This window comes from Paenibacillus aquistagni (assembly GCF_900177815.1).
GTDB lineage: Bacteria > Bacillota > Bacilli > Paenibacillales > Paenibacillaceae > Paenibacillus_B > Paenibacillus_B aquistagni.
This window is the reverse complement of the sequence record NZ_FXAZ01000004.1, coordinates 73821-98578: the sequence shown is the minus strand read 5'-3', so window position 1 is coordinate 98578 and position 24758 is coordinate 73821. Positions and strand designations below refer to the sequence as shown.

Genomic DNA, 24758 nt, shown 5'->3' with positions numbered 1-24758 from the left:
ATGCGTATAGCACAAATGATATATCTCTTTACATACTATCGGCTGAAAAATCAGTGTTTGTTAGATATTGTCGAATTTTTTTATAGATCTTAGGGACTATTGTCGAATTCTATTCATTTTTTGATAGAAATCAACGATAATGGATGAAGGGGAGAAAAACCGCACTTTTAAGACCTATATTAAAGACATCAGGAGGCAGGACACGTGGGTAAAAAATATGTGAACCTCAAAGCTTTACTAGCTATTTTGCTTGTCGTGACGATTCTCCCGTGGAATCAAGCGAATGCAGAAGCAGCAACGGCTCCATTTGATCCATTTGAAAAAAGCATTGAAGAAGTCGCGAAAGCCTTGGATAGCAAGCAGACGACTTCAGAAGAACTTGTAAAGTACTATCTTGAACGTATTGAGGCCTATGACAAGCAGGGCCCTGCTATAAATGCGATCACAGCAATCAACGAGAAGGCGCTTGATACAGCTAAGGCATTGGACGCAGAACGTACATCCAAGGGCCCAAGAAGCGTCCTTCATGGCATCCCATTTGTGGTGAAGGATAACTTTGACGTGGTTGGCATGCCGACAACCGCTGGTTCAGTCGCGCTTAAAAATGAATATCCGCTCAAAAATTCATATACGGTGCAGCAGTTGATTGATGCTGGCGCGATTGTTATCGCTAAAACGAATATGTCTGAGCTTGCCGCTTCTTATGGACGTCTCGGCTACAGCTCCATGGGCGGGTTGACGCTTAACCCTTACAACCTCAACCGTGATGCTTCCGGTTCCAGCAGCGGCAGCGCTGCAGCTGTAGCCGCTAACTTCGCGGTATTCGGCCTTGGTACCGATACCTCCGGTTCTGTTAGAGGACCTGCGAATGTAACGGGTCTTGTCGGAATCCGACCAACGCATGGCCTTACTAGCCGTACAGGAGTGGTTCCATCTTCCCTTTCCTTGGATGTAACCGGCCCATTGGCTCGCAGCGTTGAGGATGCAAGCATCGTCCTTGCTGCTATGGCGGGAACTGACAAAGAAGATGCAGCGACCAAGGATGCATCCAAGCATGTGAAGGCCTATGCGAAGGCACTTGACGCTTCCGCATTGAAGAAAGCGCGTGTTGGTGTCGCGGTCGATTTCTTTGGCGATAACGAAGAAGTGGACGCGATCACGAAAGAAGCCATTGCCAAGATGGAGAGCATGGGCACTGAGGTCATTCGTGTGAAGTTCTCCGATCGTACGAAGTATCTCTGGACGCCTGCGCTTGGCCCTATCGGCGATGCAGAATTCAAGAGCCAATTCGAGAAGTACTTGAGCACCCTTCCTGCTGGCGGCGTAAAGACATTGGAAGAGGTCATTAAGATCAGCGAATCGCCTGAGGTATTGAACTCCAAGACACCCGTTAACCCTGCTCGCTTGGATGGCCTGAAGACAGCGCTGGAAAAGGCTGAGACATTGAATTCCGATGAGTACAAAAATATCGTGAATCATGTGATTCCCGAAACACGTAAAAGCGTAGAGAAGCTCATGAAGGACAACGACTTGGATGCGATCGTGTTCCCGACCATGTCCTGCCCAGCTTCGAATCGCTTTGACAAAGAAGATCCTACCTATGTATGCAATGCGTATGACACGTATGCTGCAAGCTATGTTGCATCTGCAACAGGCTTCCCAGAAGTAACCGTGCCTGCAGGAATGGCTGAAGCTGGTGTGCCTATCGGCATCTCCTTCATGGGACCCGCTTATACCGAGCAGAAGCTGCTTGATCTTGCTTATTCCTTCGAGCAAGCAACGAAAGTAAGAACGGTTCCTACTCATACACCGAACTTCAAATAATAGCTTCATAGGCTATGTACCCAATGAGCAGCTGCCATCTCGCTTTCTCCCTTTTTATATTATCGGCTGCTGATTCAGGATAAATGAGTCTATGAAATGACAACCGCTCCGTCCATACGGGGCGGTTGTTTCTATAACGAAGGATAATCGAGGCATCCGAATCCTATTCGGCGCATGTTATCGCTCTATTTCACCCACGTTTAATACCACGTTAACATTTTGGTCAGGATTGGCAATCTGCGTTAATCATCCACTAACAAATCACGTTTATACTAGTATCGTAATCATCAATTACTAACACAGAAAGGACATTCATTTATGGGAATTCATACGTACTTTCAATCTCTAACGGATCTAGAGCGAATTATTCGCTGCCCAGGGAAGTTCAAATTTCAAGAGCATAGTGTGGCCGAGCATTCATGGAAGGTGGTGCAGTATGCCAAGACCTTGGCTGATATCGAAGAGAGCAATGGCGTTAGTGTCGATTGGAAGAAGCTTTATGAAATAACAAGCAGCCATGACTATGGAGAAATTTTTATCGGGGATATTAAGACTCCTGTAAAACATTACTCATTAGAACTTCGATCCATGCTGCAGCAAGTAGAAGAAGGCATGGTCGATCATTTCATCAACGAGCATATACCAGATGAGTTCAAGCCCATCTTCCATCGACAGCTTCGCGAGGGCAAAGACAATTCCATAGAAGGCCAAATCCTAGAGGTTGCGGATAAAATGGATCAGATCTATGAGGCATTTTCCGAGCTGCAGCGAGGCAATACCGAAAAAGAATTTATCGCCATGTACCGCCATGCACTTATTAAGATTAAAAACATGGATTTGCATTGTGTGGACTACTTCTTGAATCATATATTACCTGATATGGTTCGTGAAGGCTCTAGATCGCCAATCGATATCGAAAGAATCACCAATGAAGCGCTGGCATCGTCGTGAAGACGCAACGCTCCCCTCTCCAATCCGCAGGCATTTCATCTCTTTAATGCCCCGTTAACTCCCACTAGAACTTTTGCGTTAAGTGAATCTTGCACTCCGAAACAAATGATAGCTCGGGACACCCCATTTTCCCCGGCTAACCGCCTCTTTGCTTGTGCATTTAATCACTTTCTTAGCTCCGCAACAAGAAGCAGCTCCCTTTTGGTATCATCCTGTTTGAATATTGATCGAAGTCCATCTAATCACATAAAGAAATAAAAAAAGACACCTGAATGGTGCCTCTATCGCCCTTATAGCCCAATATGATTGACTGCTGTCACAAAGATAAAAAGGAACACCGCCATGGCTGTATTGATAATCTCAAGCATCATAAGCGGCTTGGACATTTTCGTCGGAGACTTAGGGAACATGCCCGCCAGATCAATGGTATATACGATAAAGTAAAGAATTGCGATAACTTGCGAAATCAAGATGGCGTGGGGGTGTGAGATCAATAAGAGATAACAGGTAACAAACGACATGATTCCAAGTGAAATGAGAAATACATTAAATCCCCAGAATACAGCGCCTGTTAATTTTGAGAAATCCCTATTCTCAATCGGTCCTCCCGGTACCAATATTGTCAGTAGTGTCACATTCAAAAACATAATGAAACTTGCAATGATCATTATATCCTGCATCTATATTCCTTCCTCTCATTCATTGGTGTATCTCAAGCTTAGCTGAATGAAAGGGCTTTGTATTGTAAAAAATAAGCACCGATAAGATGATGCTGTTAGGATTCATCCTGCCATACATAGCGCAGTGTTAATTCATGCTGCAGCTTCTCAAGCTCCTTGACCGTCTTGCCGGCAAATCGCTTGGACGTCTTAATAAGGTGGGATTGGTCATAGTAGTGATCCTGCATGTTTTCTCGCAAGCCTTTATCCTCTGCATGCTTTCTGAACTTCACAATATCCCCGTAGGCCTTTGGCGTCAGCCCCACCCATTTTTTGAAAAAACGCTCCAGTGTACTAACAGATACCTGAAAGGCTTTTGCCATATTCGCGATACTCAAGTCTTCATATGCTTGTTCAACATACGAGAGCATGCTCTCTATGCGAGCGGTATCCCCCTTATTCAACGTCAATTGCTGCAGCAGATATTGATGGACCGCGGTGATCTGCTGCTCGATGTCTGGAGACGCTTTCAGCTCTTGATAGAGTTCTTCCGTACCAGCACCCACATCTGAGGCTTGTACAATGCGCTCCGTCAGGGCTATACCGGGCTCACCGAATATTTGAATATACCCTAGCGGCGTTAACGATACCCCCATCTGCTGCAGCCGCTGTCCATATCGAACATGCTTCGCCCTCTTCATTTGACCAATGATAGCGACATCAGGGATTGCAAGCATCAGGTCCTGTTCAACCAAGCTGTACCTAGATCCGTAATTAAAAATCAGATTGACATGCCCGAGCGGCATAATGATATCCTCTCGATAATTGTCCTCAAGAAACTCGAAGTCCATTACCCATATATAATCCACAAGGCCGCACAAAGCCTGAATAGGTTCGAATGTTTGGATCAACGTATGCGCTCCTTTCTCTCCAAATCACAAAAGCCGACCTTCTATGGCCGGCTTGACATGCATGCATACAAGACAATCAAGTTCTGTTAGATGAGCATAGACGTTTTTTAGCAAAAAATCGTCATTACTCCTTGTACATCCGATATGAGAGACTACTATTATAATGACGGTTACAGCCCTGATGTTCAAGCACTATTGTGCTTTACGCAAGCTGCTAGGATAGTCGATAGGCTTGCCTGCGCATCCACATCGTGGCTACCCATTTCTCCCCTTTGATAACGGGAGCACCTGCATGGAGAGTAAGTTTGTTCAACTCCTCGCTGTTGTAAAAATATTCGAAATAAACAGCCATGCCTTTGTGTGGAAACACTGACAACTGAAGCATAGGGAATACGGTTTCTCCGCCCTCTTCTACATCATTCAAATACATCACAAGCGTGCTGATTCGATTATTGGCGCTTGCACGGCTCGTGTCTGCGAAGAAGTCAAAGTGGGGCTGGTACTCTTGTCCGGGAGCATAAAATAGAATCTGCATGCCATCGCCATGCTCAATGGGAATATTCATAAGATGAGAGATTCGCTTTTCAATGCTCGTGATCCATTCATTCTCCTCGCAAAACACTCCGCTGCTTGTCCTTAGCTGGCTAACTTCACGACCCCCGCCTATTTTAGACCGCTGCAATCGCTCTCGGGCATAGTCAATGAGCGCATCGCATTCTGCATGGCTAAGCACATTCTCAAGCACGACTACCAAAGGCTCCTCATACTTGGCTACCATTCGAATCTCTCGATCCTCTGTTTTGATCATATTGCCCACATGAGCGAAGATCGTCTGTTCCTTCACTGTCGCATTCCCTACCATCGTTATGCAACTCCCATTTTATGTCATTTAACCATAAATAATAATACCATAAAATGGTCGTTATTTCTTTGTCATGATTTGTCGAAGTCCAAGCTTATTGAAAAAATCAATCGTGCGACGCATATAGGCAGAACGAACTCCTAATATTGACGCACATAGTCCGTGCTGTCTTTTAATCGAGCAATATCATGCCCTGTTGGGTTCTGGAATACGCGGAGCCCGAAGGTAGAAGCTACTGCAAAAATGTGATCGAAGATATCCGCCTGAATCGCTTCATAGGCTTCCCAATCGGTATCATTGCTGAACGCATAGATTTCCAGTGGCAATCCGTTATCTCCAGACGCCAGCTGCCTTACAATCAGCGTCATATCCTTATGAATTTTGGGATGATTGCGTAAATACTGGAGAATATAGATTCGGAAGACGCCAATGTTCGTAAGCTGTCTCCCATTCACCTTGCTGTCCGTATCAATATGGCGCTCCATATTATACTCGTTGATCTCATCTACTTTTGTCGTCATATAGTCTGTAAGGTAGTGAATCTTCTCGAATGCCGCAATCATGTCTTCCGTGCAGAAAGAGATGCTGCTCGTATCAATATAGACACTCCGCTTAATTCTTCTGCCGCCAGACGCCTGCATCCCTCTCCAATTCTTGAAGGAATCCGAGATAAGCGCATAGCTTGGGATCATCGTAATCGTTTTATCAAAATTCATGACCTTTACCGTATTCAAGGTGATGTCAATGACGTTGCCGTCCGCATTATATTTGGGCATTTCGATCCAATCGCCTACGCGCACCATATCATTTGATGATAATTGCACGCCAGCTACCAGACCCAGAATGGAATCTTTGAACACGAGCATCAGCACTGCCGATAATGCGCCTAAACCACTAAGGATAATCAACGGATTCTGCCCGATGAGATTCGAGATGACCACGATGCCGCCGATAATGTACAGCGCGATCTTGGCAACCTGTATATAGCCCTTAATCGGTCTGATTTTAGAAACCTCAAACGTACGATAAATCGCCTCCATCGCATTGAGCAGCGCATTTAACGCCGAGATCATCACGACGATCATATACGTCAATGCCGCTTTTTCAATTAAGCCTCGAACAGACGGAAAGACGTACGCAGAATAATAAATAATAATCGCGGGAACAAGGTGCGACAGCTTGTGAAACAGCTTCTTCTCTACGATGATGTTGTCCCAGGTATACTTATTGTTTTGAACGAGATGAATGATCATCCGCAGCACAATTTTTTTCGTAATGATCGTTGCCAGAATGCATACCACCGATATCAACACAACCATGATGATATTCGAAAGATAAAACACAGTCTGCTCGCTCATGCCGTATCCGTCAAGCTGATGTTTAATAAAATCCATAATTTCCTCCTAACCTTATTTGTTAGCCTAACATTATAAATGACATTAGAGGCGGAGGCAATAAATCGAAGAAATCGTGGCCAAGATAAAAGTAAAATTAACCGGCCATTTAAAGATATCGCATCATTAACTTCTGTGGATCAGAGGCCTTCTAAAAATCAGCTGCACTATTCGAATCGTTAGGCAAAAACCATCCTTTTCACAATGCGAACAAACGCACAGCCTTTACAGCTATGGTGATCTTTCTGCGTTATAACGGCTTACATTTCAAAATGGATCCCCAGAAAGCCGAAGACCTTACCGTTGACATGGTTAACAACAAATATACATTAAGTCAATTAGCTGAAATCATTAAAGAGCATTGTATAGACGTGACATGATAAATGAAAAAGCGACCCTCATTAAGGTCGCTTTTTTCATTCTGTCGAAGGCGATTCGTGAATTTGGACATTCAACAATCGCCTCCTTTTAAGCCCAAAATGTATTCATCTACGGATGAGCTGATGTCTAATACAACTATTTTATTTTATATGAAGCACAGAGGCTTCATTAATATCGTATAAGGTACCGTTACTGCTTTCAACAAGCTGGATGATTTGTTTATAAGCAGGTCCTTCTTTCGGAGCGATCGCATCCAGTGTAACCTTATTCGATTTTAAACTTTCGCTTATTTCCTTTAGCGAATAACGGGACTTGCTTGGGGAGCTCCCTTTCTCATGCACAGGTGAATCCGTTATGAAAATGATCCGCTTGGCCTTCTTGCTGTCCGACATCTTCTCAACCGCCATTTGAATGCCCTCCAAGCCCGATTCATACCAATCCATGCCTCCAGTAGCAACCAAGCCGCTTAGCTGGCTCTTCAATACATTCTTTTGATTTGTAAAATTGAAAAACTCCATAGCAGGATAATAGGCATCTTTATAGTTGATATCGCGGTACGCGAGGATGGCAAAGTTAGAGCCAGCTGGAACCGAATCCACGAAATGACTGATCGTTTCCTTCACATAATCAATGACCTCAGCCATACTGCCCGTAACGTCAATGACAAACACAATATCGGAGGCCTCATTAATTTCTTTTGAAATATGCTGCAAGATTGGCGATGAGCCCGACGCTTCAGAACCTTCTTTGCTTGGTGTCCGCTCACTTTCTGCAGATGTCTCGATCTTAGGCTCATGTTGAAACACAATGACCGTTCTCGACGTTCCTTCCCATGCTACTACTCCGCCAAGCGCCTCACTGATAAATCGAATCGGAACCATGGTTGTTCCGTTTATTAATTGCGCGGGAGCATGCAGCTTGACTGGCTTACCATTCACATAGGCGGTGGACGAACCAATCGTTAACACAACCGTTGTGCTTCCCCTTGTTGCCGTTATCGTTTGCGTAGAAGGCTCCCACTTTACCGTTGCCCCCAGCGCCTCAAAAATGCCCCGAAGCGGAACGAGCACATTTCCTTTCCAGTTAACGGGTGGCTGTGTGTACTCCTGCTGCTTCCCTTCAATAAAGACCCCGATCTGCTGCGCCTCATAGCGAACAGGATAGAACTGAGGGATCGAGACAGCATAGCCTCCGTACTGTGTCACCGTTTTCAAATAAAAATAGTATCCGCCCTCAGGCAGCCCTAGCTTACGCAGTGAATAGGTAGAAGAACGGCCTCCGTCAACACGGATTCGCTTTACCAGTTCCCCACTAGCATTTTTAATGATGACATAGGTAGAAAAACCCGACTTTCTCATTTCAGCTGTTGTGGACACCGTAAAGGTGTAATTCGGCGTTAACGCAATCGTACCAGGGAAGTTCTCGCCGCTTGGCACGTTAAATTCGACTACAGCCCCTGTGTCCGGCTCCGGGGTCGGGGTTGCATCCGAACCGGTTGACGGCTTCGGATCAGTCTCTTCGTTCGATTGTACGGTTCCAGATACGGATGTCTTAGGGAAGTAAAAATAAATCTTCGACTGCTTGCCTGGTGCCTTCCGCTTCTCGGAAAGGGTGACAGTAAGCGTCTTATGGTCAAACTTAAACTCAGACGCACGAAGCTTGTTGCCATCTATGTACAAGCTGACATTTTTACTGGAGTTGAGGGTGTAACGGGACGTCACTTTAAACGTTCGCGAATTGCCGTCCCCCGCAGACAGCGCATGACCAATGCTGGCGGTGCCCGACACCCCTTCCTCCCATTCAAAGGCAGGGGCAATCGCATACTTCATGGAGAGCTCAGCCCCGCTGTCTGGTACCTTATGCACCATTATGGTGTGGTTATCATAATCAACTGTATAGTCGGAAGAGTCCAATTCCTGCGCATTGATAAACACGTGGATCTTCGTGTTGGATGCTGTAAGCTGATTGCCTGTCTCCATTGAAAATATCTGCTTCGTGCCATCCCCATCTTCAAGATAATGAACGAGGTAATCTCCCTGTCTATGATCCAGTCTCTCGCTTGCACTTGCCGTTCCCCCAAATAGAAGGAGAAAGCTAATCAATAGAAACACCATCATTCTGCCTTTCATCTTCTCTGCCCCTTTATGTATGATGTAGGTAAACCATGATGATATGAACTGGAACAACTCCACTTCATAATGTGAATATATGTACATTTTATCATTACTGTTCCTTTTCATCTGCCATCTTCTGAAACAAAATAAGAAGATTTGTAAATATAGAAGCCATTTCAACAAACGAAACAACACCAATTTTTTTACCGGGGTGCTGTGGAATCTCCAAGATGGCGAACTCAAATTCGTTGCAACCGACCGCCATAAGACTACCCCAGCTCACCCGTCTCACCTCTAACCCCATGCAAAAAACCGACCGCATGCGGTCGGCTTGATAGTAGTGCCTATTCATTTTACACCTTAAACTTCATAACGAGAGCTTCCAAGCTTCGAGAATCTTTGCTAAGCAAGTCCGTAAGTGAAGCCACTTCCTGAACTAAGGAGCTTTGCTTTGCAGTCATATCGTTCACTGCTTTCACTCCTGTAAGCGATTCTTTAGCTATAGTTGCCATCTCGGACACGGATGCTGCAATTTCTTCCGAGCCTGCCGCCATTTGTTCGCTAACAGCGGAGACCTCTTGAACTTGCCAAGCCACTTTCTGAGTGGATTCTAAGATGTTTTCAAAGGATTCAATTGCTTCTTCCATCTTCTGCTGCCCTGTTAACACTTCACCTGTCACATGCTGCATCGCGCATTCCGTTTCTTGAGAATCTGCCATAATATCTTGGAGCAATTCGGATATTTGCTCCGCTGACGCAGAAGAATGCTCCGCCAATTTCCGGATTTCGCTGGCCACTACAGAAAAGCCTTTTCCATGTTCGCCCGCTCTTGCCGCTTCTATTGAAGCATTTAACGAAAGTAAATTCGTTTGACTCGATATTTCCGTGATGGCGCTAACAATTTTTTCAATATGAGAAGAGCGATCTTTCAAATTGGATACGATGTCTGCTGTTGAACTTACAGAATCGCTAATTTGGGCCATCTGCCTGCTAACTTCCTGTATAAAGGTCACGCCGTTGGCTGCTTCTTTCTCTGTCTCCGTTGCGACATGTGCAAGATCCTCCGCAGATACGGCGACACGCTGCACGCCCGCAGACATTTCAGTGATTGCCTGTGAAGCATCAAGTGTGCTTTGTACAGATGTTGTGGCCCCTTGCTCAATATTGACTCCCTGTCTCGTAATTCCCTCTGTCGCACTTGCCATTTCTTTCGTATTTTCGATTAATTTGCTCGACGAGCTCAATACACTATAGGAGGCATTACGGACATCTTTAATAATGGATTGCAGCGTCTCCAACATCGCATTCAAGGATTTGGAGATTTCTCCGATCTCATCCTTGCGGGAATAATCCAGTCGCCCAGTGAGATCCCCTCCGCTCTGCGCAATTTCGGCGATTTTTTCATTGACTAGCTTTAGCGGTTTTAGCTTCACAAAAATAATAATAAATATTGCAAGTAATGCCCCGAAAGTAATAATAAGCAAAAGAACAGTGATCGTAAGCATCAGGCTTGCTTTTTGCTTTGCTGCATTTGCTTCACTTTCCGCTCTAGTGTTCATCTTTTGTTGAAACTGCAGCAGCGGCTCCGTAATGGTCTTTTTAATGGCATCGTAATTGCTGTCAAACATAAGTTCACGGGCTTTGTTAAAGTCTTTTTCTTCCACAGCTTTCATTGCCGCTTGTTCTGTCTTGACAAGAGCATCTGAAATTTGCTTTGACTGTGATATAAGATCCAGCTCTTCTTTAGGCGCGCCCAATTCAGTTAATCTCTCCACTACATGATCTCTCGTTTTGGTCTCATTTACTTCTTTCCAGTAGTTGTCATAATGGACTTTGTCTCCGAACTGCACGAAAGCTCTAGCTTCGTTAGTCAGATAGTCCGAGGAGTTGGCTAGATCAATTCCTAACTGCTTGAATTCTGCTTGCCTTTTTACGGTGGCGCGTTCCTGCGCTACGCTCGTTTGAAGGCTGTAGACACTAATTCCGTTCAGGACCGTCAACAAAACAAACACGCCACTCATCGCTTTAAGCCAGGTAGAAATCTTCATGTATGCCCCACTCCTTTAGTATAAAAAAGCCCTTATTAAAGTTAATCGGTCGATCTTATTCGACAAAAAATAGGTCTTTATATCTATTTCTAAAGTTGTGAGTTTCCATCTTATTTATAACTTTCGTATCAAATACGTATGTATATGTACGATTGAAGTTCATACCTATATGTCTCTTGGAACGTTATTGATTCTCTATGAGATTTCTTAGTAACAGCTCTAATATAAAAATGAATAAGTTTTAAAATAATTATCATAATGAAGAAGGAGAATCAAAAAGCATACATAATAAAAGATTGGAGAAAGCCAAAACATAGGAGGTAATGATGGGCAGACTAGTTCATTTCGAAATTCATGTCGATGACATGGAACGTGCTAAGAAATTTTATGGGGAAGTATTTGGATGGACATTTGAGGATTGGAGCGAGTATGCTGGAATGCCCTATTTCGGAGCGGTGACCGGGGATGCAAATGAAATGGGAATTAACGGAGCCTTGATGCAGCGTCAAGGGGCTGCCCCTCAATTCGGTCAGGCTTTGAATGGCTATGCATGTACAATGGGAGTGGAAGACTACGATTCCACTGAAACAAAAATCCTTAAACTTGGAGGCAAGCTTGCATTGCCCAAGTATGCTCTGCCTGGAATGGCCTGGCAAGGATATTATATCGACACTGAGGGAAATACTTTTGGTATTCATCAGCCAGATAAGAATGCAAAATAGTTTTCTTACACATAGACACCCCCGACCTATTGCGGCCGGGGGTGTCGTAGTGGAAGCGAGGGGGGACGGTGTTATGATTCACAACCTTCGATGCCTGCTCATCGCAGTATTACCTTACGGTTGGCACCTACGCTCGTACTCGTTCGCGGTGTTGGCTCTTCGAAGTTTCTCTTCCGCTTCATGCGCGGGCGGCCCTCTGTCCAAAGATAACGCCACACAGGCTTCTACGGATGTAGTCACAGTTTTGAAACCACTGTTGGGTTGTAAAGTATACTTTCCCTTTGGATGTTTCAGCTTTCGTATTTCGATGGTGCATGCCTTTTATAATTCATCTCTTCTAATCCTAAACTCTACTAACCATGTGATGAGTCCCGTCTCATTTGTCGTCATTGCCTCGAAGTGCTTGTTTACGAATTAGGTAACTCTTTTTCTTTCTCCCGTTACATTACCAGAGTCAATAATAAAAATAGTCCATTTGTTAAGCCATGTACCCATACTGCAGGCCAAATAGAATTTGTTCGTTCATACGCCCATGCAAATACGATCCCCCCAAGAAAATTCGCAGGCATCGCGTTATAGGTAGGAATATGAACTATCGTAAAAAGACTCGCACTCAAAAACATTGCCCAACCAATGCCTAATCGGGTTCGCAGCCAGCGATAGATAAAACCGCGATAGAATATCTCTTCGTATATAGGCGAGATGATCACTGCTGATGCAAACGCAATGAATACACTGAAGACCGTTACATTCTGCTGAATTGATTCCGTCTTAGAATTTTCAAATGTATTGCCGATATAGCTGGTAAGGATCATTACGATGGTGCTGCCTATAATCAGCAAGAACGTCCATAACAGAATTCGCCACCAATCCTTCGCAGGAAAGGATCTTAAACCCACTTCACTCCAAGAAAGCTTTTTAGGACGCAGCCCTATGAAATACACTCCCAGCATTAATACTATTGCTATTGTAAGCCCTGTCAATGTTCCTGAATACAGCTCATCTCCAAGCCATTGCGCATATACGGGTTTTACTACAAATTTAATAAATCCGATAACAAATACAAACTCTAGCAACAGCAAAGCTACAAACTCTTTCCATATCCAATTATCCCTTTGTTTCCAATGCGTTAAGTGATCAGTCATTCCCTTACCCCTTTGTCTCTGTGATATAATTCAAATATATGGGGTGACGCTACGTCACCTGCAAGCATTTTTTTTGGAGGCATATCATGAGTCATTGGACAACAGGACAAGTATCCAAACAAAGCAATGTTTCTGTAAGAACGCTTCGCTATTATGATCAAATTGGGCTCCTTACACCTAGCTTTAAGGACGAAAGCGGACGCCGTTGCTATTCCGAAGAAGACTTGTTTACTTTGGAAAAGATCACACTTCTAAAATCTCTCATGCTTCCACTCGAAGAAATTCAGAATTTATTGGATAAGCTATCCTACCGAGAAATACTAAAAGCCCACTATAATCATCTTCAAGAACAACTTTCTTCGCTCCAAACTAGCATCTCCAATACGACCTCCCTCATCAACATGATTGATCTTGAGGGAGAATTATCGTGGAAACGAATCTCACATTTAGTACAGACAGCCAAACATAATTCGAAAAAATGGATTGAATATTTTGAAGATGACGAGAAGAATTTTTTAGAACAAGCGCTTCCTAGTATTGGTAAAGGTGACCAAATCACCCAACAATATATTTCACTATTACGGAGAATTGAATGGTGTCAGCAGCATAGCATATTACCTGAATCTGAAGCTGGCTATCAGATTGGTTGTGAGTTGATTGCAGTTTCCAATGATACATTTGATGGAAATGAAGAGTTAATGAATAAGTTTTGGGAAGTAAGAAAAATGCCGTCAGAGACAACTGGACTGTATCCTATAACAGATCAATCACTGGAATTTGCAGAACGTTGTATGATCTATGCAGAGCAATTGCTGAATAAAGAAAATGAATGATTGGTTTCTTAACACTTGTAGGAGCTTTCGTATTCCACTACATGATATAAGCTAAAGGAGAACTATAGATGAAAATTGCCATTATCCCAGATAAATGGAAATGGAATGGGATTGTAACGATCGGGGGCATATTAATAGGAGCAGGACTTGCAGATTGCTTATTCTCCCTTAACAAACTAGATTTAAATCAGTTGGCCAGAGGATTAACGATTTTCAGCGCAGGCCTTACCATTCTAGTCGTAATGGATAACAACAAAACGCAAAAGGATACCCAAATAATTCAACAGGAAACTCAGCTTCGTTTAGAAAGAGTTGAGGATCGGCTAAATGCCATCCATCAATCACAACAAATAACGGAAAATCAACTACAAGAAATAAAAACACTTCTGCATAAATAAAATGTATAGAAATCATTATAAATCAATGTACTCATCAACTCCCTAATATCGCCTTAACAAAACGCAAAAAGACACCGCTGAGGTGTCTTTTTTCATGGTTTGGTGGAGGCAAACCTTGGCTGTGCAAATCCACAATTCACCGGCGTGTGTTCCCTGCGTGCGGGGAGCGAACAACGAACAACTATCAATCTTTTTCCATGATGCCTGTAAGTTGATCAGCAAGTGCCGTCGCGGCGGAATAGCCGGAGCTCCAGGCCCATTGCAGGTTATAGCCACCGCAATCTCCATCCACATCCATCACTTCGCCGGCAAAATAAAGTCCAGGTACTAGCTTCGATTCTAGCGTTCCTTCTCTTAACTCAGTTGTATCGATGCCGCCGGCCGTCGTTTGTGCATGCGTGAAGCCATTGGTATCGGCTACGATAAATTCCCAACGCTTTATAAGTTGGCACAAGATTTTCTTCGTTTTCCACGATAAATCCTGACATAGGAGGTTCGGCTCTTGGTCGATCCCCGCCTCTTTCAACAGAATAGGGACCAGCTTCTTGTTAAAGATGCCGATCAAGGAAGCTGCAACAGTCCGGTATCCGAATGTCCCCCAATGCGTATCCAGAAAATCGACGACTTCTTCCTCCGTGCGGTCTGGCATCAAATCAAGCGATAAGGTTACGGTTTCTCCTCTTTTGAGCTGATACGCAGCCTTCCGGCTTAGCTGGAGAATCGGTGGGCCGGAGACGCCGTAGTCTGTAAACAGGATCTCCCCATATTCGCTGCGGATAACTTCACCGTTGACGATGATATGGCCCAATCCCTCGAATTTGACGCCGGACAACTCCTTTAGATTCGGATATTGCAGCTTCAATTGTACGATCCCAGGTACAGGATCGATCATTGTGTGTCCCAGTCGCTTTGCAAGCGTATAACCAGATCCATCCGTTCCTGTCTTTGGTGCGGTAAGGCCGCCCGTACAGATAAAGAGATAATCGCTGGTATACATGACCTCTCCCTCTGTCTCCGTTTGACACAAAATCGTGAAGCGCGGATTTCCCTCCGATACGGTAACATCCAATACTTTGGTTTTGAAGTGTATCGGAACATACCGATCCTCTAGCGCAATCCGGAAAACCTCCAATACAGATGCAGCCTGCAGCGACATCGGATACATCCGGCCATTCTCCACGGCGATCAACGGAAGGCCGAGTGTGTTGAAGAAATCGACGGTTTGCCGGACACCGAATTGCTGCAGCACAGGCAGCGGAAATTCCATTTGATTGCTGTGATATTTATGCGATAGTGCGACCGCTTCGTCCGTACCCTTTGCCGTGGATTGGTTCGTAATGTTACAGCGACCATTGCCGGTCGTAAGTACCTTCTTGCCTACCCGGTCGTTGCCTTCAATGATCGCGACATCGATCCCTCGGTCTCGCGCGGTCACGGCGGCCATAAGGCCTGAAGCACCTGCACCGATAATGAACAGCTCGTGGTGCATTGTAGATTTCGACTTATACATATGTGTTGAATTCATTCCTTTTTCTAATGGCTTCATTTAAAAATATGTTTCCCTAACGCCATCGCGGCCGCATAGCCGGAACTCCAGGCCCATTGCAGGTTGTAGCCGCCGAACTCGCCGTCGACATCCATCACCTCGCCGGCGAAATAGAGTCCAGGCACGAGCTTCGATTCCAACGTGTCGGGTAAGATGTCTTTTGTAACGATGCCTCCGGCTGTCGCTTGTGCCTTCTCGAAGCTATGGGTATCTATTACTTTAAAGTCCCAACGTTTCAATATTTTATAAAAGATCCCTTTCGTTTTCCACGAGAGGTCCTGGCAAAGTAGGTTTGGCTCTTGATCAATTCTCGCCTCCTTCAGCAGGACAGGGACCAGCTTCTTGTGTAAAAATCCGACGAAGGATTCCGCAACCGGCCGGTGTGCGAATGTTCCCCAGCTCATCTCCAGGAATTCGATGACCTCCTCCTTCGTGCGTTTCGGCATCAAATCGATGGATAAAGTCACGGAATCCCCTCTTGAGAGATGAACGGCGGCTATCCGGCTGAGTTGAAGAATCGGTGGGCCAGAAAATCCGTAATCGGCGAAATGAATTTCACCGGTTTCGCTGCGAACGACCTCGCCGTTCACAAGGATATGGGCTCGTCCCTGAATTTTGATACCGGATAGAGCCTTCATATAGGGGTATTGCACCTTTAATTGCACGATTGCCGGCACAGGTTCGACCATCGCGTGCCCCATGTTTTGAGCAAGCACATACCCAGATCCATCCGTCCCCGCATTCTGGCCAGTAAGGCCGCCCGTACAGATAAACAGGTATTCGCTGGTATAGACAACCTGCTCGTCTGTCTCGGTTCGGCATGTAATCTTGAATCGCGGATGATCCGACGATACGGTAACATCCAGTACTTTGTTGTTAAGGTATACCGGAACGTTCCGTTCCTCCAGAGCAAGCTCAAAAATATCCAACACGGATGCAGCCTGCAGCGACATCGGATACATTAAGCCCTCTTTCAATGTTGTAAGTGGCAATCCAAGCATATTGAAAAAATCAATGGTTTGACGGATGCCGAATTGCTGCAGCACAGGCAACGGAAATTCAGCCTGACTGCTATGGTACTTGCGCGATAAGGCCACCACTTCGTCGTCCGTACCCGTCATAGTGTAATCGTTCGTAATATTGCAACGACCGTCACCTGTCATAGCGATTTTTTTCCCAATCCGGTCGTTACCCTCTAGAATGGCGGTATCGATACCCAAATCCCGCGCAGTAACAGCGGCCATGAGTCCTGATGCGCCTGCACCGATAATAATCAACTTGTGGTGCAAGAAAGTCTGATAATCGTGCATGGTTTGTCAATGCACCCCTTGTCCAATAAATTTATATATAGGAAATGTGATTTTTCCGAATGAAACTACACTATATGTAATTATAGCATAACCAATAGAATTCTCCTGACATCACGTCTTTCCTGCGCACAGGATTCCTCACAGAGATGGAACTCCCTAATATCGCCTTGCGACCAAACGCAAAAAAGACACCGCTGAGGTGTCTTTTTTGCGTTTGGTGGAGGAGAGGGCGTGTCCAATTCTTCATTGCACTGGCTGACGAAGCTTATTCGACGATGACTACCTTTGCGGTAGAATTAGACGCCGTGCTCACTCGCGAAGCAATGCTCGGAAGCATTTCCTTGCTCCCTGCGCGCGGACGAACCCTGACAGGGGTCCTTTCCCTTGTTACACTCCACACAAAAAGAACACCCAGACCTCATGCGGTCTGGGTGTTCAGGTTTTTGGTGGAGGCGAGGGGAGTCGAACCCCTGTCCGAAGATAACGCAACATAGGCTTCTACGGGTGTAGTCACAGTTTTGATGTCACCCTAGTAGCGCCCCGTAACCGGCTCTACTTTGGGTCAGCCTGATTGTCTTCTTCAGCACACCCCAGGCGGAGATGTGACAGCGTATCCCACTAAAGTTGGGCCCCTATCTCGGCACATGGGCGATGCAGAGTAGAAGCTCGCTAACAGGTTATTAAGCTGCTAATGCGAAGTTGTTGTTTTGTTTGCCGTTTAATTGGCTTTAGCGTTGATGAAGCGGACGCGTCCCCACTACCCGCTACCCATGCCCGAACTATCCCCGTCGAATCCATAAACGCCCCCAAAGGTTCGCGAAAGGCGCTCGCCCAATTGGGGAGTCACGTTCCGGATTAAAGGAAAGTACAGACATTGATAGAGTCTTGCCTCTATTCCATTGTCAAAGATGTATCACGTCGCAGCCACCAGCTCATAATGCTGGTACCAAGGACATCGGCGCGCTTGCCAAATCAAGCATTCAGCCCGCATCAAGTATCCCTCAGCGACATCCTTAGTATAACACAATCCCATCAAAATTGTTAATGATGTTGTTGCCAGCTCTTCATAACGTTCCCTTGGCAAGGAATGCTTATACGTACGGAAGAGCGTGCACATTACTTCTGGCGTTCCCGCAATGCGCGTTGAATCTGACGCTCTGCATCACGCTTCGCTTCAGTATGGCGCTTGTCATAGTTCTTCTTACCGCGGCCAAGGCCGATCAACAGCTTTGCATAGCCGTTGCGAACATAGATCTTAAGCGGCACGAGTGTATAGCCTTCCTGCTTCGTATGTCCAATCAGCTTACTGATCTGTGCTTTATGCAGAAGCAGCTTGCGCGCACGCGTTGGATCCGTCGGATTATGCCGGTTGCCCTGCTCAAATGGGCTGATGTGCATATTGTGGATGAATGCTTCCCCATTGCGAATCGTGGCAAAAGCATCATTGAGATTGGCTCTACCCATGCGAAGAGACTTAATCTCTGTACCCGTAAGCACCATCCCTGCTTCATAAGTGTCCTCGATGAAATAATCATGGGACGCCTTTTTATTCTGAGCCAGCGGCTTATCATTGTTTTTCTTGCCCATGATGTACCTCCATGTCTATGACATCTAACCAGCTATCTCTGAATCTGTGAGCATGATTAGATTAGACCTCTATTGTATCAAAAAGGCGCCCCTTCTCTCAAGTCAATGCACGTCGAAAATGTACGTCTTCCTTAGGATGAAATGTTTATAATGAAGATATCCAAGCGAGTCTACCCTTTTTTACCCTAGGCCAAAATCTTTACGACAACTACATTACACTACATCCAATGCAATGGATGGAATCATTATCATTTCATTATAATCCTTTTAAAATAAGTGCCTAAGGCTGCTTTATCCTCAAAAAAGTCATGCTAGGAATGACATTGCATGGTGCTAGCCTAATATGCGCACATCCTGAACACCATCCAACCCCAGAATCGACTCTCCACAAGCGGATACTGCCGTCATGCTCTCTGCCAGCACCTTTAGTTCGATGTGTACGAGCGCAACCGCTTCCATTTCTTCGATCTTTAAAGCTTTTTTCGTGACGGAATGCTCATGTTCTCGTGCATTCATTCCCTGCAGGGAAGCAGCGGCTTCTTGCTGCAAGGAGGAGTTTGCCGAGCTCACTTTTTGATCATGATTAGCTTGTTCCAACGTTTCCTGCTCCAACTGACGCTTAGGTTCATCAACAGGAACTATTCCTTCAAGCTCTCGCTTCACGCGAGCAATGACACCTGTTCGCTCCTGTCGAACACGAAGACTCCTAACCGTAAGCCCGCAGGCTTCTGCCTGCTTTGCAATCTCCGTCATCCAGCCATCGCGCTTCACAGCAACGATCTCTACATCGTGGAGACGGTGAGCAACACGGTTCTTAATATCATATTTGTTCAACAGCCACAATGCCACAATGGACATCCCGCAGCCAAACAAAGCTGCTGAATAGAAGCCCGATCCACAGGCTAGTCCGATTGCTGCTGATACCCACAGCGAGGCTGCTGTCGTCAAGCCCTTAACACTCATGCCGTTGCGAATAATCGTCCCTGCACCGAGGAAGCCCACCCCGCTTACCACCTGGGCCGCGATTCTGGCTACGTCCACATTCGCTTGACCATCCGGCTTCAGAACAGGAAAGCCATAGACAGATATGAGCATTACCAATGCCGATCCAAGGCTGACCAGCATATGAGTGCGAAGGCCTGCGGCCTGACTCCGCTTCTCCCGCTCCAACCCGATGCAGCCGCCTAAAATAACAGCCAATGCCATGCGTATCAGCACATGCCATACGCTAATATCACTTGGTGTCATGCCATCATCTTCTCTCTATCTTGTTTTGTCGTGCTCCATTCGAGCTACTACTAATATAACACTTTATACATATTATGACGCAATATGCTTCATCATGCCTTGGCGTAAATAGGTGCTGATGATGCTTTAATTTTTGCCGATATGCTGCAGCGTCGTACCTACATTGTTTCCCAACAGAGTAATCGTATCAGTGTCTGCTGCATCTTCATGTTGAAGCCATTTCATCACATTCCCACGAAAAAAGGCGATCCCTACGGGGACCGCCTCCACTGCTTCAGCTATATATCCTATGTGAAACTAACGTTTCTTCTTGCGAACAAATTTGGCTGTGCTATTGTTGGATTTGCCCTTCTTCGATGGGCTGCTTCCAGACTTCTGGCGCGACTTGGCAGCGCCCTCTCCGATAAAGATGCCGCTCTCGGACGTACTCTTGCGGCCGCGCTTTCCGCCGCCCGATTTGTTCTTCCCGCTGCCACGGGCTCCGCCATTGTATCCGCGGCCATAGCCGCTTCCACCTCTGCGTTCATGGCCTCCTCCGTGTTCGGCAGGACGTCCATAACCGCCGCGGCCAGAGCCAAAGTCAAAGCTTCCGCCGTCGGACTCCTCATGCTCGGCCTGCTCAATCAAGCGGTCAACCCAGTTCGCGTCATCAGTTGATGCATGGCTGCTTCTGCCGCTATCATGACCGCCGCCGAAGTTAATGCCACTCTTGCCCTTCTTCGGACGCTCACGCTGAGCATCTTGGCGATCCCGGTATCGACGGGACCGATGCTCACCGCGATTGACCCATTCGCCTTCTGATGGCTCCTGAGAACCATTGTCCATATCATGCTGGCGATCGATATTCACGGACTCGCCTCCAGCATGACCTTGGCTGCCAGCCCGGCCGAACCCACCGGCTTGGCCTTTCTTCCACGGCTGGCCTTGACCGCGTCCGCCGCCCGTCTGAGCGCCGCTGCGTTGTCCACGTGCACCGCGGGAATCCTCGCGACCAGCAGCGCCACGTGCACCGCGGCTATCTCCTGCGCGACCGCCTCGGTTGCCTCTACCGCCTCGCTCGAACTCCCCTTTGGCTGCCCGGTCCTTATGGCTGCGCTTCTTCAGCTCATAGCCGGACAACTTGTCGCCAAGCGTGCCATGACGCCGCGCACTGTCAACCATTTCAAAATCAATCGTATGATCATCCATGTTGACGCGTGCGACTCGAATCTTAACCTCATCGCCAATGCGATGAATATTGGCCGTTCGTTCACCAATAAGCTGCATATGCTGCTCGTCAAAGTGATAATAATCGTCTGCCATATCGCTCAAGCGAATCAGGCCTTCTACCGTATTATCAAGCTCGATGAACATGCCGAAGCTCGTGACACTGCTAATGATGCCGACGTATTCTTCCCCGACCTTATCCAGCATGTATTCTGCTTTTTTCAGCTGTTCCGTATCCCGCTCCGCTTCAACCGCTACACGCTCACGCTCCGAAGATTGCTGAGCAATCTCAGGCATGCGAACCTTGAGGAGCTCAAGTCTCTTCTCAGGCAGCGAACCGCCATGATTGAACACTTCTCGAATGACACGGTGAATGACCAAATCCGGGTATCGACGAATCGGCGACGTAAAATGCGTATAATACTCTGCCGCAAGCCCAAAATGGCCTGTGCTCTCAGCATCATATTTCGCCTGTCGCATCGAACGCAGCATCATCGTGCTGATGACCGTCTGCTCGCGGGTGCCCTCAATCTCCTCCAAGAGCGTTTGCAAGGAGCGAGGATGCACGGAATTTCCTCTGCCGCGAACGACATAGCCAAAGTTTGCAACGAAGCTCATAAAGTGAAGCAGCTTCTCGCTATCCGGATCTTCATGAATCCGGTACAAGAATGGCACGCGCAGCCAATGGAAATGCTCAGCTACCGTCTCGTTTGCCGCCAGCATGAACTCCTCGATCATTTGCTCTGCAATGGAACGCTCTCGCTTAATGATGTCTGTCGGCTTGCCATTCTCATCCACAATGACCTTCGATTCCTCAAAGTCAAAGTCAATCGCGCCGCGATGCATCCGCTTCTTGCGAAGCTTAAGCGCGAGTTTCTTCATCAGCTTGAAGCTGTCGACCATGTAGGAATAGCGGGCGGACACTTCAGGGTCCTCGTCCTCAACGATCTTGCGTACATCTGTATAGGTCATGCGCTCCACGGTGCGAATGACGCTCGGGAATACCTCGTGCTTGATCAGCTTCGCCTGCTCATCGAATTCCATCTCACAGGAAAGTGTAAGGCGGTCGACGCGTGGATTAAGGGAGCATATCCCGTTTGATAATCGACGCGGCAGCATTGGTATTACGCGATCTACGAGATAGACGCTGCACCCTCTTGCATAAGCTTCACGATCAAGCTCCGAGCCTTCCTTCACGTAATAGCCGACATCTGCGATATGCACGCCAAGCTTATAGTTGCCGTTTGGAAGATGCTCCACATATACCGCATCATCCAAGTCCTTTGCATCCTCGCCATCGATCGTGACGATGTTCAAGCCGCGCAGGTCACGGCGCTTCTGGCTAATAATTTCTTCTTCACTAATGACATCCGGCACACCCTCAGCCTCTGCCATCACTTCATCAGGGAACGCTTCAGGCAGCTTGTGCTTGCGAATGATGGACAGTATATCGACGCCCGGATCATCCTTATGGCCGAGAATCTCAATAATCTCGCCTTCTGCAGCTGCTCGCCCCTCTGGGTAATTCACAATTTTTGCAACGACCTTCTGGCCAGTAACCGCTCCGTGAAATGCGCCTTTCGGGATGAAGACATCACGGTTGATACGCCGATCGTCCGGCATGACGAAGCCGTAGGATTCCAGGTTCTCAAATACGCCGACAACCTGTTCAATCGCACGCTTCACCACACGCACCACTTCACCCTCCATGCGTGCTCCGCCCTGCGACTTGCTGGTCACTCGCGCCAGCACAATATCGCCATTCATCGCAGTATGAAGATCATTGGCGTGAATATATACATCCGGATGATCCGTCTCGTCTGGAATGAGGAAGGCAAAGCCCTTCGCATGCGCCTGCAAGCGCCCTCTCAGCAGGTTCATTCGCTCCGGAACACCGTAGCGATCCTTGCGGGTGCGGATAATGTATCCGTTATCCTCCAAGGAAGCCAAGATGGCGTGTACCTCTTCAGGAGAGCCTTCTTGTCTGAAATGATCGGCCAATTCCTCAAATGTCATTGGTCGATAAGCCAGCTCTCGCATGAAGCTCAATATGTCTTGATCTGCTATCATTGTTCACCTCTCAATGGCCTGAGACCCCTATGCGCAAAGTTATCCAATATATACCCTAGTATACACGAATTCCAATCATCGCATCCGTCGGCTCAAGCCTAACTTCATTTTGATTTTTCGTTTACTGTCTCTCGAGATTCCTGCATCCCGCTATGTACCCTTTGGACTACCGCAGATACGTGAAAGACCTGTCCCATCGACAGGTCCATATACAAATAAACTCCCTCGCCAAGATAGCAAGGGAGCTGTTATGTTCTATTTCAAGAAGTACGCTACGATCAACGCTAATACAAAGAAACAAGTAGCAAATACGATGGTAGCACGCTGCAAGACCAAATCCATCCCGCGTGCCTTTTGCTTTCCGAATAAATGTTCCGCACCGCCGGAGATGGCGCCTGATAAACCAGCACTCTTTCCTTTTTGCAGGAGTACAACGGTAATCAAGCCGATCGCACTAATTACAAGCAGTATTGTCAAAAAAACGTCCACGGTTCCACCTCCTAATGGTTACATCAACGATTGTTCGAAAAGAGAAATATCTAAAAAACAGCATTCTCATTATAACACAACCCCGAATAGGACACAATACCAGCGCGAAATGGCATTAACTAAGCAGCATAAGCGGCATTTATCCGTTAGCTCTTGCTCAAGAGAAGAAAGATTAATTATTCCTCATCCCCATGCTCGACTAGACGCAGCGCATTGTGGCGCAAAGGACCTACATACTCGTTCAACGGGAACGAGAAGCGAATCGCTTCTGTAATAAAGCGCTTCGCGGTGCGAATGCTCTCCTTCACATCATGGCCCTTGGCGAGCTCAGCCGCAATAGCTGCCGAATACGTGCAGCCTGCTCCGTGAGTATAAGTCGTCTGGATCAGATCTGCTTCTAGCACTTCGAATTCCTGTCCATCATACAGCACATCGATAGATGTTGGCAGACCGATCTTGGAACCGCCCTTCACGAGCACGTAGCGTGCTCCCTTCTCTTGAATCTTCGCTGCGGCTTCCTTCATGTCATCAAGCGTACGGATCGGTGCAATGCCTGCAAGCTGAGCCGCTTCAAATAAATTAGGCGTTACCACGGTCGCCTTCGGCACCAGAATGTCGCGCAACGCTTCATTCAGCTCAGGATGCAGCGCCTCGTCTGCGCCCTTGCATACCATAACCGGATCAACCACCACATTCGTAATGCCGTGGTTCTCGATCGTGCGGCGAGCAAGCTCAATAATCTCTACGGAGCCAAGCATCCCTGTCTTCATGCCTTGCACGCCAATCGATAGAATCGTCTTCAACTGCTCTTCCACCGTAGACATCTCTATAGGGAAGACGCCATGCGCCCATCCATGTTCAGGATCCATGGTCACGACTGTTGTAAGAGCGGTCATTCCATACACGCCGCGCTCTTGGAATGTTTTAAGGTCTGCTTGAATGCCAGCCCCGCCGCTCGAATCTGAGCCTGCAAGCGTTAGAACTTTATTAATTGGTTTCATTACTCTTATCCCCTTCGCAAGATACAAGATCTCATCTATATGCAATCACGAGCACTACT

20 protein-coding genes, 1 other RNA gene and 1 pseudogene are annotated in these 24758 nt (G+C 46.7%); 6 read left to right on the top strand and 16 right to left on the bottom strand.

The annotated features are described in order from the left end of the window. Nucleotides 1-204 precede the first annotated feature (204 nt). Both B9Y93_RS14480 and B9Y93_RS14475 read left to right on the top strand, forming a co-directional pair. Nucleotides 205-1824 carry an amidase family protein gene (locus B9Y93_RS14480; protein ID WP_085495308.1) on the top strand — a complete coding sequence of 540 codons (1620 nt, stop codon included), beginning with the start codon at nt 205-207 and terminating at the stop codon, nt 1822-1824. 318 nt (nt 1825-2142) lie between these two features. Then, nucleotides 2143-2775, top strand: coding sequence for a YfbR-like 5'-deoxynucleotidase (locus B9Y93_RS14475; protein ID WP_085495306.1), 633 nt, complete (start codon nt 2143-2145; stop codon nt 2773-2775). Nucleotides 2776-3065: 290 nt separating this feature from the next. Here the strand turns inward: B9Y93_RS14475 and B9Y93_RS14470 are convergent, their stop codons facing one another. The 4 genes from B9Y93_RS14470 to B9Y93_RS14455 all read right to left on the bottom strand — a co-directional run bounded on the left by B9Y93_RS14470 (nt 3066) and on the right by B9Y93_RS14455 (nt 6601). Next, on the bottom strand, nt 3066-3455 hold the full coding sequence (locus B9Y93_RS14470; protein ID WP_085495303.1) for a DUF8051 family protein: 390 nt from the start codon (nt 3453-3455) through the stop codon (nt 3066-3068). A gap of 95 nt (nt 3456-3550) precedes the next feature. Further along, entirely contained in the window at nt 3551-4345 is a 795-nt protein-coding gene (locus B9Y93_RS14465; protein WP_085495302.1) for a DUF6597 domain-containing transcriptional factor, read from the bottom strand. Nucleotides 4346-4559: 214 nt separating this feature from the next. After that, the gene (locus B9Y93_RS14460; RefSeq protein ID WP_085495300.1) at nt 4560-5207 is read right to left on the bottom strand and encodes a 2OG-Fe(II) oxygenase; all 648 of its coding nucleotides are present in this window, start codon (nt 5205-5207) and stop codon (nt 4560-4562) included. A 140-nt stretch (nt 5208-5347) separates the two neighbouring features. Further along, the gene (locus B9Y93_RS14455; protein WP_085495298.1) at nt 5348-6601 is read right to left on the bottom strand and encodes a mechanosensitive ion channel family protein; all 1254 of its coding nucleotides are present in this window, start codon (nt 6599-6601) and stop codon (nt 5348-5350) included. Between the two features lie 167 nt (nt 6602-6768). Between B9Y93_RS14455 and B9Y93_RS14450 the strand changes: the two are divergent. Then, nucleotides 6769-6981: pseudogene (locus B9Y93_RS14450) on the top strand (type II toxin-antitoxin system death-on-curing family toxin); the annotation flags it as partial. Between the two features lie 141 nt (nt 6982-7122). On the opposite strand, the gene B9Y93_RS14445 reads toward B9Y93_RS14450, so the two are convergent. The 3 genes from B9Y93_RS14445 to B9Y93_RS14440 form a co-directional block, all read right to left on the bottom strand. Beyond that, nucleotides 7123-9111 (bottom strand): stalk domain-containing protein, encoded by a 1989-nt coding sequence (locus tag B9Y93_RS14445; RefSeq protein ID WP_176228936.1) that lies wholly within the window; start codon nt 9109-9111, stop codon nt 7123-7125. 94 nt (nt 9112-9205) lie between these two features. After that, nucleotides 9206-9379: a hypothetical protein gene (locus B9Y93_RS25210; RefSeq protein WP_176228935.1), complete on the bottom strand. Its 174-nt coding sequence runs from the start codon at nt 9377-9379 to the stop codon at nt 9206-9208. A gap of 70 nt (nt 9380-9449) precedes the next feature. Further along, a complete protein-coding gene (locus B9Y93_RS14440) occupies nt 9450-11144 on the bottom strand; it encodes a methyl-accepting chemotaxis protein (protein WP_085495295.1) in 1695 nt (564 codons plus the stop codon). A 326-nt stretch (nt 11145-11470) separates the two neighbouring features. On the opposite strand from B9Y93_RS14440, the gene B9Y93_RS14435 reads away from it, so the two are divergent. Continuing rightward, nucleotides 11471-11866 (top strand): VOC family protein, encoded by a 396-nt coding sequence (locus B9Y93_RS14435; protein WP_085495293.1) that lies wholly within the window; start codon nt 11471-11473, stop codon nt 11864-11866. Between the two features lie 440 nt (nt 11867-12306). Here the strand turns inward: B9Y93_RS14435 and B9Y93_RS14430 are convergent, their stop codons facing one another. Continuing rightward, entirely contained in the window at nt 12307-13011 is a 705-nt protein-coding gene (locus tag B9Y93_RS14430; RefSeq protein ID WP_085495292.1) for a CPBP family intramembrane glutamic endopeptidase, read from the bottom strand. Nucleotides 13012-13097: 86 nt separating this feature from the next. Between B9Y93_RS14430 and B9Y93_RS14425 the strand changes: the two genes are divergently transcribed. Beyond that, on the top strand, nt 13098-13844 hold the full coding sequence (locus B9Y93_RS14425; protein ID WP_085495289.1) for a MerR family transcriptional regulator: 747 nt from the start codon (nt 13098-13100) through the stop codon (nt 13842-13844). 68 nt (nt 13845-13912) lie between these two features. Beyond that, complete coding sequence (locus tag B9Y93_RS14420) at nt 13913-14242, top strand: hypothetical protein (protein WP_085495287.1); 330 nt, start codon at nt 13913-13915, stop codon at nt 14240-14242. 184 nt (nt 14243-14426) lie between these two features. Here the strand turns inward: B9Y93_RS14420 and B9Y93_RS14415 are convergent, their stop codons facing one another. The 8 genes from B9Y93_RS14415 to pdxK all read right to left on the bottom strand — a co-directional run bounded on the left by B9Y93_RS14415 (nt 14427) and on the right by pdxK (nt 24699). Continuing rightward, nucleotides 14427-15752, bottom strand: coding sequence for a BaiN/RdsA family NAD(P)/FAD-dependent oxidoreductase (locus tag B9Y93_RS14415; protein WP_085496044.1), 1326 nt, complete (start codon nt 15750-15752; stop codon nt 14427-14429). Nucleotides 15753-15784: 32 nt separating this feature from the next. Continuing rightward, complete coding sequence (locus tag B9Y93_RS14410) at nt 15785-17098, bottom strand: BaiN/RdsA family NAD(P)/FAD-dependent oxidoreductase (RefSeq protein WP_085495285.1); 1314 nt, start codon at nt 17096-17098, stop codon at nt 15785-15787. Nucleotides 17099-17542: 444 nt separating this feature from the next. Beyond that, nucleotides 17543-17906: a transfer-messenger RNA gene (gene ssrA / locus B9Y93_RS14405) on the bottom strand. Nucleotides 17907-18214: 308 nt separating this feature from the next. After that, nucleotides 18215-18685, bottom strand: a complete 471-nt coding sequence (gene smpB, locus B9Y93_RS14395) for an SsrA-binding protein SmpB (RefSeq protein ID WP_085495282.1) — start codon at nt 18683-18685, stop codon at nt 18215-18217. Nucleotides 18686-19018: 333 nt separating this feature from the next. Continuing rightward, entirely contained in the window at nt 19019-19933 is a 915-nt protein-coding gene (locus B9Y93_RS14390; protein WP_085495280.1) for an MgtC/SapB family protein, read from the bottom strand. A gap of 297 nt (nt 19934-20230) precedes the next feature. Continuing rightward, complete coding sequence (gene rnr / locus B9Y93_RS14385; RefSeq protein WP_085495277.1) at nt 20231-23209, bottom strand: ribonuclease R; 2979 nt, start codon at nt 23207-23209, stop codon at nt 20231-20233. 255 nt (nt 23210-23464) lie between these two features. Then, the gene (secG, locus tag B9Y93_RS14380; RefSeq protein WP_085495275.1) at nt 23465-23698 is read right to left on the bottom strand and encodes a preprotein translocase subunit SecG; all 234 of its coding nucleotides are present in this window, start codon (nt 23696-23698) and stop codon (nt 23465-23467) included. A gap of 176 nt (nt 23699-23874) precedes the next feature. After that, a complete protein-coding gene (gene pdxK / locus B9Y93_RS14375; RefSeq protein WP_085495273.1) occupies nt 23875-24699 on the bottom strand; it encodes a pyridoxine/pyridoxal/pyridoxamine kinase in 825 nt (274 codons plus the stop codon). Nucleotides 24700-24758 lie beyond the last annotated feature (59 nt).